We start from the raw sequence: 18,716 nt of genomic DNA on the forward strand, positions 1-18,716 counted from the left end.
CTTAAGTAAAAAACAAGCAAAAAAAAGCCTCTAATTTTATTAGAGGCTTTCTATAGCGGTATTATTTAATTAGATTAAAAGTGATTAAATACCACTGCCTTGTTCTTCAATAGGGTCTTCGTGTAATCCACACTCACGTTTTAAGCCAAAGAAGCGTGTTTCTTCTTCACTCATGCCTAATTCAAGTGGGCGTGATGTTTGAACATCGCCTACTGAAACATAACCTTGCTCCCATAATGGGTGATAACTTAAACCGTTCTCTTCTAGGTAATAATGTACTTCTTTATTACTCCAATCGATAATCGGTAAAAATTTAAAGCAGTTATTTTGAATACTTAAAACTGGTAAGTCTTCACGACTTGATGATTGTGAACGACGTAAACCAGAGAACCATGTTTTAGCATTTAATTCTTTCAATGCGCGTTTCATTGGCTCAACTTTATTGATTAAATTGTACTTAGTTAAACCATCTACGCCTTGATCCCATAATTTACCATAGCGTGCTTCTTGCCATGCTGGGCCGTGCTCTGCACTGTAAATTTTTAGGTTTAAGTTAAGTTGTTTTGTTAAATCATCAATAAATTGATAGGTCTCAGGGAATAAATATCCTGTATCCGTCAAAATAATCGGAGTATCTGCTTTGACCGCTGTGATCATGTGCAAACATACCGCTGCTTGTATTCCAAAGCTTGATGATAAAACAAATTCACTTTCTAGATTGTCGACGGCCCATTGGACACGTTGTGACGCTGTCATCTTTTCTAATAACGTATTTACTTCAGCAAGCGCAGTAGTCTGCTCTGCTTTAGAAAGTGTTAATAGATGGTCTAGAACTAAGGTGTTAGGCATAGAAGTCCCTAGCCGCAATAACTACTTCAGAAATAATACCGGCGCGGATAACAAAGTCTCCAAAATCTTCATCTTGATTACATTCTGTTGCCCAACGACCAATTAATTCGTCTAAAGTATCTACTATTGCTTGCTCATCAATATTTTCAGCATACATCTTAGGAATACGCGTACCGATACGATTCCCCCCTAAATGTAGATTATAGCGACCAGGTGCTTTACCCACTAAACCAACTTCCGCTAACATCGCACGACCACAGCCATTTGGACAGCCTGTAATACGCAGGATGATATGCTCTTTTGCAATACCGTGTTTCGCTAGTAAGCCTTCAACATCATCGGTTAAGCCTGGTAAATAACGTTCGGCTTCTGCCATTGCTAGGGGACAAGTTGGTAAAGATACACATGCCATTGAATCAAGGCGTTGGCCACTCGTACCGTCATCAATTAATCCACACTCACGTGCTAATTTTTCAATGTTGTCTTTTTCAGACTCTGGCACACTTGCTATTACTAGATTTTGGTTCGCTGTCATGCGGAAAGTACCTTGGTGTACTTTTGCAATTTTTACTAAGCCTGATTTTAATGGTTTACCATCAAAGTCCAGAATACGACCATTCTCAATGAATACCGTTAGGTGCCATTTGTTATCAATACCTTTAACCCAACCGATACGGTCGCCACGTTCTGTGAACTCGTAAGCACCGGGCGCAGCAAAAGTAATACCAGCACGTTTCTCAACTTCTTTCTTGAACGTCTCAATACCGTGTGTTTCAAGCGTGTATTTAGTACGAGCATGAGAACGACTAACACGACCACCAAGGTCACGTTGTGTTGTTACTACTGCTTCAGCTACTTCCATTACTTTATCGACAGTAATAAAACCAAAGTCATCACCTAAACGCGGGAAGGTTGTTTTATCACCGTGTGTCATGCCTAAACCGGCACCAACAACGACGTTATAACCGGTGATGTTGTTATCTTCGATAATCGCAATGAAGTTAAGGTCATTAGCATGAATATCAACATCATTGTATGGTGGTAATGCCACAGCAATTTTAAATTTACGTGGTAAGAAAATATTATTGTAGATAGGCTCTTCTTCTACCGTATCTAATACTTTTTCGCCATCTAACCAAATCTCTGCATAAGCATTTGATTTTGGTAAGAAGTGTTCGCTTAACTTTTTAGAAAGCTCATACACTTCTGTGTGCAACTCAGACTGCTCTGGGTTAGAAGTACAGATAGTATTACGGTTAACATCACCCGCAGTAAAAATAGAATCGATATTCGCTTTGAATTTCAATTCTTGGAATACTGATTTTAAGTTACGTTTAAAGATACCGTGGTATTGGAACGTTTGACGTGTAGTAATACGGATACTACCGGCATCAGTTAGTTCTTCAGCGATACGATCGATCTCTAACCATTGCTCAGGTGTTACAACACCGCCCGGTAAACGAGCACGTAACAAGAACGAATATAACGGTTCTAGTTTTTGTTGCTTACGTTCAGCACGTAGATCACGGTGATCTTGTTGGTATAAACCGTGGAATTTAACAAGTTGCACTTCATCAGGGTGGAATGAACCTGTTGTTGTATCGTTAATTCCTTCTACTAAGTTACCGCGAAGATAATTACTTTCAATTTTAATGCGTTCGTTGTCGTGTAATTTCTGGCTCATTAGTAAACATCCCTTTGGTAGCGTTTTGCTTGGCGTAATTCTGTTAAGTATTCTTCTGCATCTTCAAGGCTTAATTTACCTTGCTTGCTGATTATTTCGATAAGTGTTGTTTGTACGTCTTTAGCCATACGGTTTGCATCACCACATACGTAGAAATGAGCACCATCTTGTAACCACTTAAATACTTCAGCAGCGTTTTCTTTTAGACGGTCTTGTACATATATTTTTTCAGCTTGGTCACGAGAGAATGCAAGGTCTAGTCTAGTTAATAGACCTGATTTCAAATGTGTTTGCCATTCAACTTGATATAGGAAATCTTCGTTAAATGTTTGGTCACCAAATAATAACCAGTTTTTACCTGTTGCTTCAGTTGCTTCACGTTCTTGCATGAAGGCACGGAAAGGCGCGATGCCAGTACCTGGACCAACCATTATCACTGGTGTTTCCGGGTTAGCTGGAAGACGGAAGTTGTGGTTATCTTCAATAAAGACTTTAACTTCTTGACCTTCTTCTAAACGGTGAGATAAGAAAGTTGAAGCACTGCCGCCACGTTGTTGGCCAGATTCATTCTCAAAGACAACTGCGCCGACTGTTAAGTGAACTTCTTCTTCCACTTCTGTTTGGCTTGATGCAATTGAATATAGGCGAGGGCTACTACGGCGCAACAACGCAACGAAGTTTTCTTCTGTTACCTTGTCATTACCTGTTGCAGTCACAACATCCACTACTTGGTTATTATTAGCGAAATCACGACACGCGTTTTTATCTTCAGCTAGTTTTAGTAATGCTTCATTTTCTGTTAATGCGGCATAACCTTCAATAAACCCAGGGTGTGTGCCGGTTAATTCATATTCTTCAATCAATGCTTCTTTTAGTGCAATTTTGTTATCACCGACAGTGACTTCTTTCGTTGCATCTAAGCCTAATTTTTCAATTAGTTCATCAACCATGTTTTGGTCGTTCTTAAACCAAATACCTAATGCATCACCGGCTGTGTAATGTAAGTCTGAACCTTCTAAGTCAATCTCAATGTGTCGAACGTCTTTTGCAGAACGATCGCCAGTGATTTTTTGACTTGTTAATAAACTTGCACTGAAAGGATTTTGTTTATTATATTTATTTTCCGTTACGATAGTGCCAGTTGCGACGGCTGCAGTTGTTGATGTCCCTGCTTTTTCTAGCGTTGCTTCAACTGCTGTTAATGCTTTATCGAACCAAGCTTGTGTTACTTCTTGGTAATCAACATCGGCATCTAAACGCTCGGTGATTATTTCGCCACCTAATGTTTGTAAACGTTGTTCAAAATCTTTACCTGTTTGGCAGAAGAATTCATAGCTCGAGTCACCTAACCCTAATACAGCAAATTTTAAATCAGCTAGTTTAGGTGCTTTTTTAGAGGCTAAAAATGCATGCAAGTCGATAGCATCATCAGGTGCTTCACCTTCACCATTAGTACTGGCAACAACAATGACATGGCTCTCATCTTTAATCGCTTTAACTTTGTAATCAGCCATTGAAATTAATTGGTTAGGGATGCCTTTAGCTGTCGCTTGCTCAGCTAACTCTTGTGCAACGCCTTTTGCGTTACCCGTTTGTGAACCAACTAAAATCGTTAGGCTTTGTCCTGCGCTTTGCGTAGGAGCCGCTGCTGTTACTGGGCCTTGGCTTACGCCTGCTAGGTAACCGCTAACCCATGCAGTTTGTACTGCATCTAGGCCAGCTGTTGCTTGTTGCAACTGAGCCAATTGTGACTCTGATAAAGGCGATGTTAAAGCCGATAAATTGTTAAGTGCCATGAAGTAATTTCCACTATTACATTAAGATGATTGGAGTTTACGCGAGCTTATAACGAACACAAAAGAATAAAAGTTACTCTTTTATAACTAAATGCTATTTAAAAAGTGTGGTTAATAATCATTCGTATTTGGGTGGTTTTTTAGAGGAGGAAATTGAAGACTGGTTATGTTTAATGTTGGCCACATTATAAATCTATTTAAAATGTGGCCATGTCATTTTTTATTAGTATATAGGGGGTAAAAGAATATACAGGGGTAAAAGTTAAGACTACAAGCTTAGTGTTAGCAACCCATTAATATTTTCAAAAACTATATCGTTGTTTCTGCATCTAATTCAATTTCATTTGATCGAGTAAAAGCGGGATGCGTTGATAGTTGCTCTAAGTAAGCTGCTATATTTTTGTATTTATCTAATTCGCCATTGTTTTGAACTAATTCTGCAATGAATGACATCATGATATCTGCACCCGTTAATTGGTCTGAGACTAAATAACGTTTACCTTGTAATGATTGATCGAAGAAGTTAATCACTTTTTTAGTTTCTATATCTGCATATTGAGCTAAAAAGTTAGTTTCACAGCCATCTTTTGCAACAAACATTTTTAATAACAAAGGTAAAATAGCAGAGCTTTCCGCAAAGTGTAACCATTGGGAGTATTCTACATACTCTTTTGTACCCCGTGTGGGTGCTAGTTTACCATCTGCGTATTTATCGATAAGGTATTCAGTAATAGCGCCTGACTCTGCGATAACTAAATCGCCATCTTCAATCACCGGTGATTTACCTAACGGGTGAACTGACTTAAGCTCTGGTGGAGCAAGAAAACTGACGCTATCACGTTGGTACGGAACAATCTCATAGCTAATATTAAGTTCTTCTAATAACCAAATAATGCGCTTAGAACGTGATTTATTTAAATGATGCAATTTAATCATGATATTCCTAATTTTTATAATGGTTGATAATGTACGAGCAAGTTTATCAAAGCTCTTTTACTTTACATTCCATTGCCATCTATCACTTTAACCTCATCATAAGGTTATGCAAGTTATTCAGGAGTCTACAAGAAGGTTTTGTTTACAGAAAATCAGCTTAATTTTAAATGCGTAACTTGTTGCCTTCACTTAAGTAAATTGTCTTCACCTAAGTAAAAATTTGTCTTCATTTAAGTAAAAAGGCCACAAACAGATAACTATTTGTGGCCTTTAAATTTAATGAACTATTGTTAGTGAGGTTTAGAAATGAACTTCTACACCAGCAAATAAGCCATCAATTTCTTGTTTGTTAGACGTATGGTTTAAATCTAATTCTTGTACACGGTAACCTGTACGAACAGCAATGTTTAATAAGCTTGAATCAGGATTAAACGTATAAGCTAAGCCAATTTCACCGCTTAATACATCATCACTTGTTACTGAACCGGCAATAACCTCTGCAAAAGCATGCATACTTACACCTGGTACGTGTACTTTAGCTGCACCATAAGCTTGTACAAGGTTAGCACTTTCATTATAACCTTCTGCCTCGGTATACACCGCGCCTAAATCAAGCTCAACTAGATCATTATCAAGAATTTCATAGTATAAAATACCATTCTTTGTTGAACTTTCATCTTCATCGAAATGATGATTGGTTAGATTGTTGTATTTAAGTTTTACGTTTGGAATGAGAGGAATAAAATGTTCAAACGCAATATAGCCAGAAATGTTGTTTGATTTGTCTGATGAATTACCCAATGTTGTGTCATTAGTGCTGTAATCAAGCCCAGCATAAACACCTAAAAAATCAGCCATTGCTGGCATGCTCATTGTTGCTGCGATAGCAGCGGCTAAAACCTGTTTTTTCATAATACGATATCCCTTTATGAGCTTAATTATTTAATGATGTTTTTTATCTGAAATTTTATGATTTGTAGTGATTTTTTGTACTGGTGTACTCACTTTCATTTGTTCGCCATTATCAAAATAAAGAGTGAGTTCGACGCTTTGTCCCTCGGTCAAATCATTTTTTAAACCTAAAAACATAACATGATAGCCACCCGGTTGTAATGATGTACTGCTATTAGCTTCAATCATTATAGACTCTACTTGACGCATTTTCATCATGCCATCTTCATTAATATTAGTATGTATTTGAACTTTTTCTGCAATGTCACTACTCACAGCGATTAAATTGATACTTTTATCTGCATTATTTGTCATAGTGAAAAAAGCTGCACTGTTTTTTGCATGCGGGGGTGTAGCACGTATAAGTTGTTTACTAATATCTATCTCACTTGCAAAACTACTTATTGAAAAGAGTAGCGTAAAGGCTAATAGTGTTATTTTTTTCATGACTTGTCCTTGTTATATTGAAAGAAATAATAATAAATTAAATAGGCCGCTAAGATCCAAATGCCAAATTTTAAAATAAAGGAGAGGGCACCAATAAAAATAAAGCAAGCGATCATTATGAAGGCAATAACACCAAGACTAAGTATTGATATACCAAACATAAAAAGTACAAATGCGGACATCAATAGTGCAAGCAATTCGAACATTTTATTCTCCTATAAGCAAAAAATGCAAAGTACAGGAACTGCACTTTGCATATCAAAGGTTAACAATTACATTGCAGTTTACGCTCGCAATGCTTTATCACCACGAGCAATACCACAAACGCCGGATCTTACGACTTCAACAATTTCACTTGCATCATCCATCGTTGCAATAAAGGCATCTAGTTTCGCACCCGCACCAGTTAATTGAATGGTATACAAGTTCTGAGTGATATCGACAATTTGACCACGATAGATATCACAAGTGCGTTTGACTTCTTCACGCGCTTCACTACCGACAGTACGTACTTTAACCAATAATAATTCACGTTCTACATGTGCACTTTGCGTTAATTCAGTAACACGTAACACATCAACTAATTTGTGTAGTTGTTTCATCATTTGCTCAAGCTCAGCATGATTAACAACATCTGTTGTGATGGTCATACGAGATAACGTTTTATCGTTAGTCGGTGATACGGTCAAAGATTCAATGTTATAAGCGCGTTGTGAAAAAAGACCAACAACACGAGACAATGCACCTGATTCGTTTTCTAGTAAAACAGCTATAATTCTACGCATCAGTTTTCTCCGTTTTGCTTAGGTACATATCTTCCATACTGCCTGATTTTATTTGCATTGGATAAACGTGTTCTTCAGGGTCAATTGCGACGTCAACAAATACAACACGATCTTTCAATTCAAATGCACGTGTTAATGCAGGCTCAAGTTCTTCAATTTTATCGACCTTAATGCCGATATGATTATATGCTTCAGATAATTTAACAAAATCAGGCACACTATCCATATAAGAATGAGATTGACGACCACCATAGAACATTTTTTGCCACTGTTTTACCATACCCAAAGAGCGATTGTTCAATAGTAGGATAACTAGCGGAATGTTGTATTGCATACAAGTAGATAACTCTTGAATATTCATTTGAATAGAGCCATCACCCGTTACACATACAACAGGGCGATCTGGGAATGCTATTTTACAACCCATTGCTGCCGGTAAGCCGAAGCCCATCGTGCCTGCACCGCCAGAGTTAATCCATTGGCGAGGTTCTTTAAATGGGTAATATTGCGCTGCCACCATTTGGTGCTGACCAACGTCAGATGTCACGATTGCATCGCCTTTAGTTACTTTGTATAAACATTGGATCACTTGTTGCGGTTTGATATGTGTTTCTGATGTTTTGTAAGCAAGACAATCTTTAGCGCGCCATTCATTAATTTGATCCCACCAAGCATTAATACTTTCACTGTCATTAGTGGCTTGTGTTTCGTCAATAAGATCCAACATTTGCTGTAATACTACTTCCACGCTACCAACGATTGGTAAATCTGCATGGATGTTTTTTGAAATAGAGGTTGGGTCAATATCAATGTGCATGATTTTTGCGTGTGGACAGAATTTCTCTACATTGTTTGTTACGCGGTCATCAAAACGCGCACCACAAGAAAAAATTAAATCTGCATTATGCATTGATTTATTTGCTTCATAATTACCATGCATGCCTAACATACCGATAAACTGTTTGTGCTCACCTGGGAATGCACCCAACCCCATTAAGGTATTGGTTACCGGCAAGTTTAACTTTTCAGCAAGTTCTAATACTTGTTTTGATGCATTAGCAATAATAGCGCCACCACCAACATATAAAACAGGTTTTCTAGCACTTAATAATGCTGCAACAGCACGTTTTATTTGCCCTTTATGACCGCTTAATGTCGGATTATATGAGCGTAAGCTGACACTTTCAGGATATTCATAAGGAAATTTGTTCAGTGGGTTTTGCACATCTTTTGGCAATTCGATAACCACTGGACCCGGTCGACCTGTTGAAGCAATATAAAATGCTTTTTTGATCGCCATTGGAATTTCTTCAGCAGTGCGGCATGAAAAGCTGTGTTTTACGACGGGACGAGAAACACCGATCATATCGGTTTCTTGGAATGCATCGTCGCCAATCCAGAAAGTAGGTACTTGACCTGATAAGACAACTAATGGAATTGAATCCATGTAAGCTGTTGCAATACCGGTAATACAGTTTGTAGCACCTGGCCCAGCTGTTACTAATACACAACCGACTTTACCCGTTGAACGTGAATAAGCATCAGCCATGTGTACAGCAGCTTGCTCATGACGAACTAGATAATGTTCAATTTTGTCTGATTGGAAGATGGCGTCGTAAATATCTAATACTGAACCGCCGGGGTAGCCAAAGATATGTTCTATACCTTCGTCCTGTAGAGAGCGCACAACCATTTCTGCGCCTGAGAGCATTTCCATAATTTGTATCCTTATACAATCGGTTAATTGCGTCGTTTTCTACCTGTATCGGGTAGAAGCAACCTTGTTTAAATGAGCTTTTAACTTTACGTTAATGAAAATAAAATGCATCTAAAAAATCGATTTTTATGATGTTTTTTTACACTTATTTGTTGTGTTGCAGATTTTAAGCCTTAACTCTATTAATTGTGACTGACTATTTATAAATATTCTTTTGTGGATAGTTTGTTAGCCGTCATCATGAGTTCTATTACTTAATCCGTTAAGTGATTTTATTATTTTTAACCTTATTACGTGAATCTCGGGGTTGATACTTTTTATGTATTAACGATAATCCAAATCAGCTTAAGAAACGTATCTGAAATAGGTAACTTACAGATTGCTTATATATAAGCCTGACTTTGCTTAATAAAAGCTGGACTAACTGGCTATTAATTTTGATTGTTCTCTATTTATTTCATAGATAATTGGTTAAAATTCGCCTCTTTTTACGAATATATTAATAGTGAGCCTCAATGTTTGAAGTAAATCCTATTCTTAATCAACTTAAAGACCTAACTGAGCGTGCTGAAATGCTTAGGGGGTACCTTTGACTACGACGCCAAAGTAGAGCGACTTGAAGAAGTTAGCCGTGAACTTGAATCGTCTGAAGTTTGGAACGATCCTGAGCATGCACAAGCATTAGGAAAAGAACGCAGTAGCCTTGAATTAATAGTGAAAACCATTGATGCATTAACAGAAGGTACTGACGAAATTGAGATGCTAGTCGAAATGGCTGTCGAAGAAAGTGATCAAGATAGTTTTGATGAAGCTATTAAAGAAGCCAATGATCTTGAAAAGCAACTTGAAGTGCTAGAGTTTCGTCGTATGTTTTCAGGTAAACAAGATGCGTGTTCTTGTTATCTTGATATTCAATCAGGCTCTGGTGGTACTGAAGCACAGGATTGGGCGAATATGCTGCTACGTATGTATTTACGTTGGGGCGAAGCAAACGGATATAAAACAGAATTAATGGAAGCAACACCGGGCGATGTCGCTGGTATTAAAGGTGCGACTATTCGCTTTAGCGGGGAATATGCTTATGGTTGGTTACGTACAGAAACAGGCGTACATCGTTTAGTCCGTAAATCGCCATTCGATTCATCGGGTAAACGTCATACCTCTTTTGCCTCTGCGTTTATTTACCCTGAAATTGATGACAACATCGATATTCAAATTAACCCAGCGGATTTACGCATTGACGTTTATCGTGCATCGGGGGCGGGTGGTCAGCATGTTAATACAACCGAATCTGCGGTTCGTATTACGCATGTACCCACTAATATAGTGGTGCAGTGTCAGAATGACCGTTCGCAACATAAAAATAAAGACCAAGCGATGAAGCAACTTCGTGCAAAACTTTATGAGCATGAAGTACAATTGCAAAATGTAGAAAAACAAATTAATGAAGATGGTAAGTCGGATATTGGCTGGGGTAGTCAGATTCGTTCATACGTATTAGATGACTCGCGTATTAAAGATTTGCGTACGGGTGTTGAAAATCGTAATACTCAAGTTGTATTAGATGGCGATTTAAATAAATTTATTGAAGCAAGCCTGAAATCTGGGTTGTAAATAAAGCAAATAGTAGAAGCTTTACACTAACGTATTTTGTGTAAGGCTCATTTAGAAACAAATTATGTAAGACACTAAACCGATAGGAACTATCATGTCAGAGCAAAACCAAGCAGAAGCACCACAAGAAGAGTTGAACGATATTTTAGCTGCACGTCTAGAAAAATTAGATGCTATGCGTGAAAAGGGACAAGCATTCCCGAATGATTTCCGTCGTAAAAATATCTCAGATGAACTGCATAAGCTTTATGACGAAAAGAGTAAAGAAGAGCTAGAAGAGTTAGCCATTGAAGTGAGCATTGCTGGTCGTATGATGACACGTCGTATTATGGGTAAAGCAAGTTTTGCGACTATTCAAGATATGGGCGGTCAAGTTCAAGTTTACGTTGCACGTGATAACTTAGCTGAAGGTTTTTACAATACTGAATTCAAAAAATGGGATTTAGGCGATATTGTGGGCGCTACAGGTGTTTTATTTAAAACTAAAACAGACGAGCTAAGTATTAAAGTATCAGAAATCCGTATTCTGACTAAAGCACTACGTCCATTGCCAGACAAGTTCCACGGTTTATCTGATACTGAAGCTTGTTATCGTCAACGTTACCTTGACTTAATTGCCAATGAATCATCACGTAAAACATTTATTTTACGTAACAAAATCGTAACGGCTATTCGTACTTACTTAAATGAACGTAATTTCATGGAAGTAGAAACGCCAATGTTACAAGCCATTCCTGGTGGCGCAACTGCACGTCCATTTGAAACATTTCATAATGCATTAGATTTACCAATGTATTTGCGTATTGCACCAGAATTAAATCTTAAGCGTTTAGTGGTTGGTGGTTTTGAGCGTGTATTCGAAATTAACCGTAGTTTCCGTAACGAAGGTGTTTCAACGCGTCATAACCCTGAATTTACCATGATTGAGTTTTACCAAGCCTACGCTGATTACATTGATCTAATGAACTTAACAGAAGACATGTTACGTACTATTACAGAAAATGTATTAGGTTCAAGCATTGTTAAATACGGTGAAGAAACGTTTGATTTTGGTAAGCCTTTCATTCGCTTAACAATGAAAGAGTCAATCCTTGAATACAATGAAGGTATTGAAGCATCTGAGCTAGATAGCATGGAAGGCTTACAAGCACTTGCTAAGCGTTTAGAAATTCATTTAAAAGATAGCTGGGGCGAAGGTAAAGTCTTAACTGAGATCTTTGAAGAGACTGCTGAGCACAAACTAATGCAACCAACGTTCATTACTGCTTACCCTGCAGAAGTATCACCATTAGCACGTCGTAATGACGATAACCCAGACGTAACAGATCGTTTTGAGTTCTTCGTGGGTGGTCGTGAGTTAGCCAATGGTTTCTCTGAGTTAAACGACTCACAAGATCAAGCACAACGTTTCATGGACCAAGTTGCACAGAAAGAATCGGGTGATGACGAAGCAATGTTCTACGATGCAGATTACATCACTGCACTAGAGCACGGTTTACCGCCAACAGCGGGTGAAGGTATTGGTATCGATCGTTTAGTGATGTTGTTTACTGACAGCCATACGATTCGTGACGTATTACTATTCCCACACATGCGCCCACAATCTAAATAATAAGTGCACTTTATTATTTAATATTTAGTACTTATTACTTTTATTATTTAGTGCTTATTATTTAAGAGAACTAAGCCTCGATTTTCGAGGCTTTTTTTTGCCTGTTATTTATGCAGAGAATGATTGCCGATATTTCATTTAATGGTTATTTTCTTTCATAAAAGAACCACATTCTCATTTAAAAAAATTAATACCATTAATTATTTCTGTTATGTCTGATTGGCTATTTCATCATTTTAATGAATATTAAAATGAAAGCATTCATGTCTAAGTTTCATCTTCTTTAAATGCTTTACTTTTAAATAATTGATTTTTAATGCGTTAAGGAATAAATACTCAGTTTCTTGTCATATCCTTTATATATTAAGTACTTATTTTTTTTATAAACAATATCAAAAGCACTTAACAAACTTATCTTTATTCATGTTTTTCTTGAAATTTTCATGAAATGGCCTGGGTCTTTTAAAGCGACAGTAACTTACATTCAATTAATAACGAGTTGTTGTTTACAGCTTTTTTACTCATAACTTGTTTTTAAAACATAACGTATTAACCCAACATATTAAGGTCAATTACCATGAAAAAAATATTAAAAAATAAACCTGCTATCATCGCTGCTAGTCTTGTCACTGCTGCTTTAACTATTAATCCTGCATATGCTGGATGCGGTGCTTCTTGTGATGCTTTCTGTTCGCCTTGTTCTGCTAACGTGACTAAAGTGGTTAACCCATGTGCCGTTAAGAACCCATGTGCAATTAAAAGCAACCCTTGCGCAGCAAAGAATCCTTGTGCGGCTAAAAATCCATGTGCAGCAAAGAACCCTTGCGCGGCTAAAAACCCTTGTGCAGCTAAATAATGCCAATCATAATGATTTAACTTAATTGGTATAAGTACTTCATTAGTTAATTGATTGTCGGAAAACAACGCATCCTAATAAACGTTTTGCTATAACATTTTACTAGAATGCGTTGTTTTATTTTTTTCACTTTTAATATTGAGTTTTATATTATGAATAAAATATCCTGGTCTGCTTGTGAAAAAAATATTCCTCTAGAAGCACCTTTGTTAGGTTCAATTGAATATATTGATAGCCTATTAGTCGCTGCAAAAAAAGTAAAAGAATGTCATCGCCTTTTAGATAAAGGTGGGATTAATATTGTTAGTGAATTACTTAAAGGGCAGGGGACATTTTATCAGCTAAACCATTATCCTGAAGAAGATGTGTATGACAATGAAACGCATAGCCAATATTATTATCATAACCACCGAGGTATAGAGGCTGAACATGGTCATTTCCATACTTTTTTACGTTCGCCATCCATTCCCGAATCAATTAAGCCGATGGAAGGGTTTATGCGCTCAGAGCCATGGCCATTAGACGATAAAGCATTAGCGCATTTTGTTTGCATCTCAATGGATGATGAAGGTTTGCCTATTGGTTTCTTTGCCGTCAACAGATGGGTCTCTGCACAAACATGGTATTCAGCTAAAGATACTATTGCCTTATTGGATCGCTTTTGTATCGATCATGCTTACCCTAACTTAGTCGTAAACCAATGGTTATCAGCGATGTTTATTTTGTTTAGGCCGCATATTGTTGCTTTATTAGAGCATAGAGACAAAGTGATAGAGTTTATGCATAAAAAAAATCCGCAGGTTGATGTGTTGGAAGATCGTGAATTAGATATGACAGGTTCATTTTCAATTACAGTGGATGAGTGGATACAACAATTAACAGAGAAAGCTGACACTGCCTAATATTAACCACATTAATTAGCAGGGCTATTTTTTGTTATATATTTTCTTGTTATAAATGTCGCAAAGGGATAATCATCAAAGCATTAATATCTTTTGGTTAATTCCCCTGACAGACGAATATTGAAGTTCCTATTTCAACGCCCTCAATTTCCGCTTTAAACGAAGTTATTTTTCCGTGAAAAATGTAGCTCTCTTATTTAATAGTGTTGATATGACGCTATCTAAATCATTTTTATTATCGAAGATGGTATTAATATGATGTACTAAAGTGAAATGATTTTTTTGTCGAAGAGAGGGTAAGTAAGCTAGGTAATAATATGCTACCTAGCTCTGTTTTTATAACGACTAAGAAAAACTAAGCTTGTCTTGTAGTTGTTCAATAAAGTGATTTAAGCCCGCTTCATCTATTTCATTAAAACGTTCTGTTACAGGACTATCAATATCTAATACTGCTATCGTTTTACCATTATAATTAATAGGAACAACAATTTCTGATTGGCTTGCTGCATCACAAGCAATATGACCTGGAAATTCATGCACGTCAGCGATACGTTGAGTTGTATTAGTGCTAAATGCTTTACCACAAACGCCTTTATCTAAGTCGATACGCACGCAAGCAACATTACCTTGGAATGGACCCAATACAAGTTGGTCTCCTTTTAATAAATAAAAACCTACCCAATTTATGTTGGATAAATTCATATTAAGCAATGCACTGATATTAGACAGGTTTGCTATTAAGTCATTCTCATCTTCTATAAGTGCAATGGCTTGTTTGGTGAGTAATTGGTAGTCGGCTAATGTTTTCATTTTTACCTGCTTCTTAATTAATTATATAGAGAGAATAAATATTTTTATCATTAACGCAAGAGAGAATTAAGTCTGATTAGGAGGGATTAATGAGAAATAAAAAAATTTTTTAATAAAATGGAACTTTTTATTAAAAATTCTTTTTTTATGCACATTTTTTACACATTCATTGTTTATTCTATCGTTCTTGGTTTTAGTCTTATAGGATTTTCTAAATGAAACAATGTTCAAAAGTTTTACTTGCTTTCGCTCTTTCTGTTGGTTTTATAGGGCAAAGTTATGCTGCCGATTCTGATCAAGGAAGTCGTCCTCAGGGTGGTCCTCCTGCTTTCTCATCGATCGATAGTGATGGTGACGGCGAAATTAGTTTTAGTGAGTTTTCATCTAAAGAAATCCCACAAGGTGATCATCAAACTATCTTTGATGAAATCGATTCAAATGGCGATGGCGTTATTACTGAAAGTGAATTTAGTAGTCACAAGCCACCTCGTCCACAGAATTAATAATTTAGACAGCTATTGCGAACAGTCATTTTGATTGAGCTAGGTTGTCTGCATATTATTAATACTTTTTACAGTTACATTATGTCACTGTAAAAATAAAAATAAGTACTTTCCATCTAGATCTTAAAGGAAAGACACATGACTAAATAAGTATGGAAGGAGGCGTAAGATCTCCTCCGTATTTATCTTCATCATATCGTACAACGTAAATTACTTTTTAATGTAAATTAACTTTGTGCTTTATGATGGGAAATTGGTATCGATCAGGGTGATTCGACTATCAATACTGCTACATAATTTTGTAATAGTATATTTTATAGGTAAACCCGTTAGTCTTTAAAAATACTAACGGGTTTATTTTTATAATGTGCTTGCAGAACCTACTAAGTAAACTTCAATAGTTATTCTTCTCTATATCGACTTACCATTCAGGTACGAAACTCTCCAAACGATGATGTGAATAGATTCTAGGTAGAAAGAGGAAGTGTTAACAGGTATATATTATTTTAAAACCTACTTATTCAGTATGTTGAATGATTAACTACTTGTTAATTTCTTGTGAAATCGCAAGATGGGTTAATATCGTTTCCTTAATTTAAAAAAACACCGTATTACAAGCATGAGATGACTTATATGAAAATCCATAATAAATTATTTTTAGTCTTTTTTAGCTTTAGCTTTTTATTAGTAGGCGCTCTAGTACTGTTAATACAATGGAGCATTGGCAAAGGAGTCATTGATTATGTTAATAGTAAAGATATTGAAGCCTTAAAGCCTCTCGTTACCCAGCTTGAAAAAGAATATAAAAAACAAGATAGCTGGCAATATTTAAGAGGTCACCATAAACGGTTTGGAGATATACTTTTTTTACATCTACAAGGTGAATTTAGTGTATCAAAACTTCCAGGGCGAGCTGACCGTCCCCCAAGAGAATTGTTGGATCGTGATTTCCCACCTGGTGGTATGGAAAGAGATGGCCACTTTATGGAAAGGAATGGACGTCCTGTAGAAAATAATCGACCACCAGAAGGCCAGGAAAGTTTCGCTTTATTTGATCGTCATAAAAATCTTATCGCCGGTTATCATGATGAAAATACTGAATACAATATACTTCCCATTAATGCCAATGATGTGGATGTTGGTTGGCTAATGGTGCCCAAACAAAAGCAAATAACAGATGGTTATGAACTAGACCTTATTGATCAATTACAAAGTTATTTATGGGTAATTGCATTCATTACTTTAATGTTAGTCACTTTGATTACTTTTCCGTTAGCTCGTCATATAGCCGATCCTATTAAGAAAATTATTTTAGGCATGCATAAATTAACACAAGGTGACTATCAGCAAAGTATCGCTATTAATAGAAAAGATGAGTTGGGAGAGTTGAGTCGAGACTTCAATGAGTTAGCATTAACGTTACATGAAAATGAAGATGCACGTAAACGTTGGTTTGCCAATATATCTCATGAGTTACGAACGCCTGTTGCGATCTTACGTGGTGAATTAGAAGCGATGTTAGATGGCGTCAGGCCCATTAATGAGAAATACATTGACTCAGCAAATGACGAAGTGAAGCATCTGCAGAATCTTATTGATGACTTAGACCAGTTAACGAGTGCCGATATAGGCGGTATGCACTACCGAAAACAAACAGTCAATATCAGTACATGGTTTGAGTCAGAAGTTGATAAATATACAGGTTATTTGGCGGCGGCTAATATCGCTTTAGTTATTGATAATAATAAATCAGATGCCAACATATTTGCCGATACCACAAGGTTATGTCAACTATTTGATAACTTAGTTAATAACAGTATTAAATATTCGGCGGCTAGCATTGTTAAAATCTCAGTCGAGATAGACTCTGTCATAACGGGGAGTATCGTACGTATTAAAGTTGAAGATAATGGCGTGGGTGTAGAAGAACAGCACTTACATCATCTTTTTGAATACTTATATCGTGTTGAAAACTCAAGAAATCGTAAAATGGGTGGGGCGGGTCTTGGATTATCCATTTGTGCACATATCGTTACGGCACATCAGGGTAGTATTAAAGCGATAGCATCCGACTTAGGAGGGTTGGGGATTATTATTGAGCTACCACTGCAGAAATAATATTTTTCTATCAATCAGCATTATTTGTCCACTTATTGAAACTACATTAAAGTAGAATGAGAGAAGCTTAATAATTAACAGAACTAATCTCTAATTAAAGTGACTTATTACAGAATTGTAAATTTGGTAAATGGAATAGCCATTGTAGAATTAAACATATTTAATTCAATGATAAAGGATTAAATTACTTTTGAAATTACGCTATTTTTCTGTATAAAATTCAGACCATAACCTTAGCTAGATTACTATTAATATAATGGGGAACAATCAGTGTCAAATTCCATACTTATTGTAGAGGATGAAATTAAGCTTGCTAATTTATTAGCAGACTATTTTAAATTAACAGAATATGTTCCCCATATAATAGATAACGGTGATGATGTTATTGCTTGGGTTAAAAGCAACAAACCAAGTGTTATTTTATTGGACATCATGTTACCCGGTAAAGATGGCATCACCTTGTGCCAAGAGATACGTCAGTTTTCAAATGTCCCTATTTTAATGGTTTCAGCAAAAGTAGATGAATTAGACCGATTGTTAGGGTTAGATTTAGGTGCTGATGATTATATCTGTAAGCCTTTTAGCCCTAGAGAAGTGGTCGCTAGAGTAAAAGCAGTGTTAAGAAGAACGCACTCAGTGAATATACTGAGTCCTGACTTTTTATTAGATGAAAACCATTTAACGGTAAGTTTTAAACGTAATACTGTTGTATTAACATCCGTTGAGTTCCAATTGCTTAAACCTTTAGCGAATAAGCCTAGCCGGATTTTTACACGCGAGCAGTTGATGCAAAATATGTATTCAGATGACCGTATTGTTAACAATCGCACTATCGATAGCCATATTAAAAAATTAAGAAAAAAGTTAATTATAATTAGTGAAGGTGAAGATTTAATTCAGTCAGTATACGGCGCCGGTTATCGTCTAGTCTTAGCTTAAAAATAATTCGTTTTTATGAGGGTAAGATTGCTATTAGATTGGTAAAGCAAGCCTATTTTAATCCAAGCCCTTATGAATAGCCCATCACTGCATAATACATAGTCTTGTATTTCAAATACCGATTACATTAAATAATGGTTTTATTTTGTGGAAGAAAAATAACTTAACTTAAGGCGTAAATTGAGGACTTTCGACGA

At 36.5% G+C, this 18,716-nt stretch carries 16 protein-coding genes; 6 read left to right on the forward strand and 10 right to left on the reverse strand.

Translation table 11 applies throughout. From position 1 onward, the window contains the following. Positions 1 to 84 precede the first annotated feature (84 nt). From Q0794_RS12520 to Q0794_RS12555, 8 genes are all read right to left on the reverse strand, one after another. Positions 85 to 849, reverse strand: a complete 765-nt coding sequence (locus tag Q0794_RS12520; RefSeq protein WP_298942374.1) for a phosphoadenylyl-sulfate reductase — start codon at positions 847 to 849, stop codon at positions 85 to 87. Continuing rightward, a complete protein-coding gene (cysI, locus tag Q0794_RS12525; protein ID WP_298942376.1) occupies positions 842 to 2,533 on the reverse strand; it encodes an assimilatory sulfite reductase (NADPH) hemoprotein subunit in 1,692 nt (563 codons plus the stop codon). The genes Q0794_RS12520 and cysI overlap by 8 nt, the downstream gene beginning before the upstream one ends. Continuing rightward, entirely contained in the window at positions 2,533 to 4,329 is a 1,797-nt protein-coding gene (locus Q0794_RS12530; RefSeq protein WP_298942378.1) for an assimilatory sulfite reductase (NADPH) flavoprotein subunit, read from the reverse strand. Before Q0794_RS12530 ends, cysI begins: the two co-directional genes overlap by 1 nt. A 309-nt stretch (positions 4,330 to 4,638) precedes the next feature. Next, entirely contained in the window at positions 4,639 to 5,265 is a 627-nt protein-coding gene (locus Q0794_RS12535; RefSeq protein WP_298942380.1) for a glutathione S-transferase family protein, read from the reverse strand. A 300-nt stretch (positions 5,266 to 5,565) separates the two neighbouring features. Continuing rightward, a complete protein-coding gene (locus tag Q0794_RS12540) occupies positions 5,566 to 6,177 on the reverse strand; it encodes a TIGR04219 family outer membrane beta-barrel protein (RefSeq protein ID WP_298942382.1) in 612 nt (203 codons plus the stop codon). A 30-nt stretch (positions 6,178 to 6,207) separates the two neighbouring features. Further along, complete coding sequence (locus tag Q0794_RS12545) at positions 6,208 to 6,663, reverse strand: copper chaperone PCu(A)C (protein ID WP_298942384.1); 456 nt, start codon at positions 6,661 to 6,663, stop codon at positions 6,208 to 6,210. 284 nt (positions 6,664 to 6,947) lie between these two features. After that, on the reverse strand, positions 6,948 to 7,448 hold the full coding sequence (gene ilvN / locus Q0794_RS12550) for an acetolactate synthase small subunit (RefSeq protein WP_298942386.1): 501 nt from the start codon (positions 7,446 to 7,448) through the stop codon (positions 6,948 to 6,950). Beyond that, positions 7,441 to 9,165: an acetolactate synthase 3 large subunit gene (locus Q0794_RS12555; RefSeq protein ID WP_298942388.1), complete on the reverse strand. Its 1,725-nt coding sequence runs from the start codon at positions 9,163 to 9,165 to the stop codon at positions 7,441 to 7,443. The genes ilvN and Q0794_RS12555 overlap by 8 nt, the downstream gene beginning before the upstream one ends. A gap of 515 nt (positions 9,166 to 9,680) precedes the next feature. Here Q0794_RS12555 and prfB point away from each other — a divergent pair. Both prfB and lysS read left to right on the forward strand, forming a co-directional pair. Next, positions 9,681 to 10,779 (forward strand): peptide chain release factor 2 gene (gene prfB / locus Q0794_RS12560; RefSeq protein ID WP_298942390.1). Its coding sequence is split into 2 segments (ribosomal slippage): positions 9,681 to 9,755 and positions 9,757 to 10,779, totalling 1,098 coding nucleotides; the frame shifts between segments, so codons are not numbered across the junction. Between the two features lie 94 nt (positions 10,780 to 10,873). Next, a complete protein-coding gene (lysS, locus tag Q0794_RS12565) occupies positions 10,874 to 12,391 on the forward strand; it encodes a lysine--tRNA ligase (RefSeq protein ID WP_298942392.1) in 1,518 nt (505 codons plus the stop codon). A 549-nt stretch (positions 12,392 to 12,940) separates the two neighbouring features. Here the strand turns inward: lysS and Q0794_RS12570 are convergent. Then, positions 12,941 to 13,315, reverse strand: coding sequence for a hypothetical protein (locus Q0794_RS12570; RefSeq protein WP_298942394.1), 375 nt, complete (start codon positions 13,313 to 13,315; stop codon positions 12,941 to 12,943). A gap of 84 nt (positions 13,316 to 13,399) precedes the next feature. On the opposite strand from Q0794_RS12570, the gene Q0794_RS12575 reads away from it, so the two are divergent. Continuing rightward, positions 13,400 to 14,149 (forward strand): hypothetical protein, encoded by a 750-nt coding sequence (locus Q0794_RS12575; protein ID WP_298942396.1) that lies wholly within the window; start codon positions 13,400 to 13,402, stop codon positions 14,147 to 14,149. A 345-nt stretch (positions 14,150 to 14,494) separates the two neighbouring features. Here the strand turns inward: Q0794_RS12575 and Q0794_RS12580 are convergent, their stop codons facing one another. Further along, on the reverse strand, positions 14,495 to 14,959 hold the full coding sequence (locus Q0794_RS12580; RefSeq protein WP_298942398.1) for a GAF domain-containing protein: 465 nt from the start codon (positions 14,957 to 14,959) through the stop codon (positions 14,495 to 14,497). 215 nt (positions 14,960 to 15,174) lie between these two features. On the opposite strand from Q0794_RS12580, the gene Q0794_RS12585 reads away from it, so the two are divergent. The 3 genes from Q0794_RS12585 to Q0794_RS12595 all read left to right on the forward strand — a co-directional run bounded on the left by Q0794_RS12585 (position 15,175) and on the right by Q0794_RS12595 (position 18,519). Further along, positions 15,175 to 15,462, forward strand: a complete 288-nt coding sequence (locus Q0794_RS12585) for an EF-hand domain-containing protein (RefSeq protein WP_298942400.1) — start codon at positions 15,175 to 15,177, stop codon at positions 15,460 to 15,462. Between the two features lie 633 nt (positions 15,463 to 16,095). Then, entirely contained in the window at positions 16,096 to 17,580 is a 1,485-nt protein-coding gene (locus tag Q0794_RS12590) for an ATP-binding protein (protein ID WP_298942401.1), read from the forward strand. A gap of 270 nt (positions 17,581 to 17,850) precedes the next feature. Continuing rightward, positions 17,851 to 18,519 carry a response regulator gene (locus Q0794_RS12595; RefSeq protein ID WP_298942405.1) on the forward strand — a complete coding sequence of 223 codons (669 nt, stop codon included), beginning with the start codon at positions 17,851 to 17,853 and terminating at the stop codon, positions 18,517 to 18,519. Positions 18,520 to 18,716 lie beyond the last annotated feature (197 nt).

It is taken from the genome of uncultured Psychromonas sp., from assembly GCF_947489755.1.
Lineage (GTDB): Bacteria > Pseudomonadota > Gammaproteobacteria > Enterobacterales > Psychromonadaceae > Psychromonas.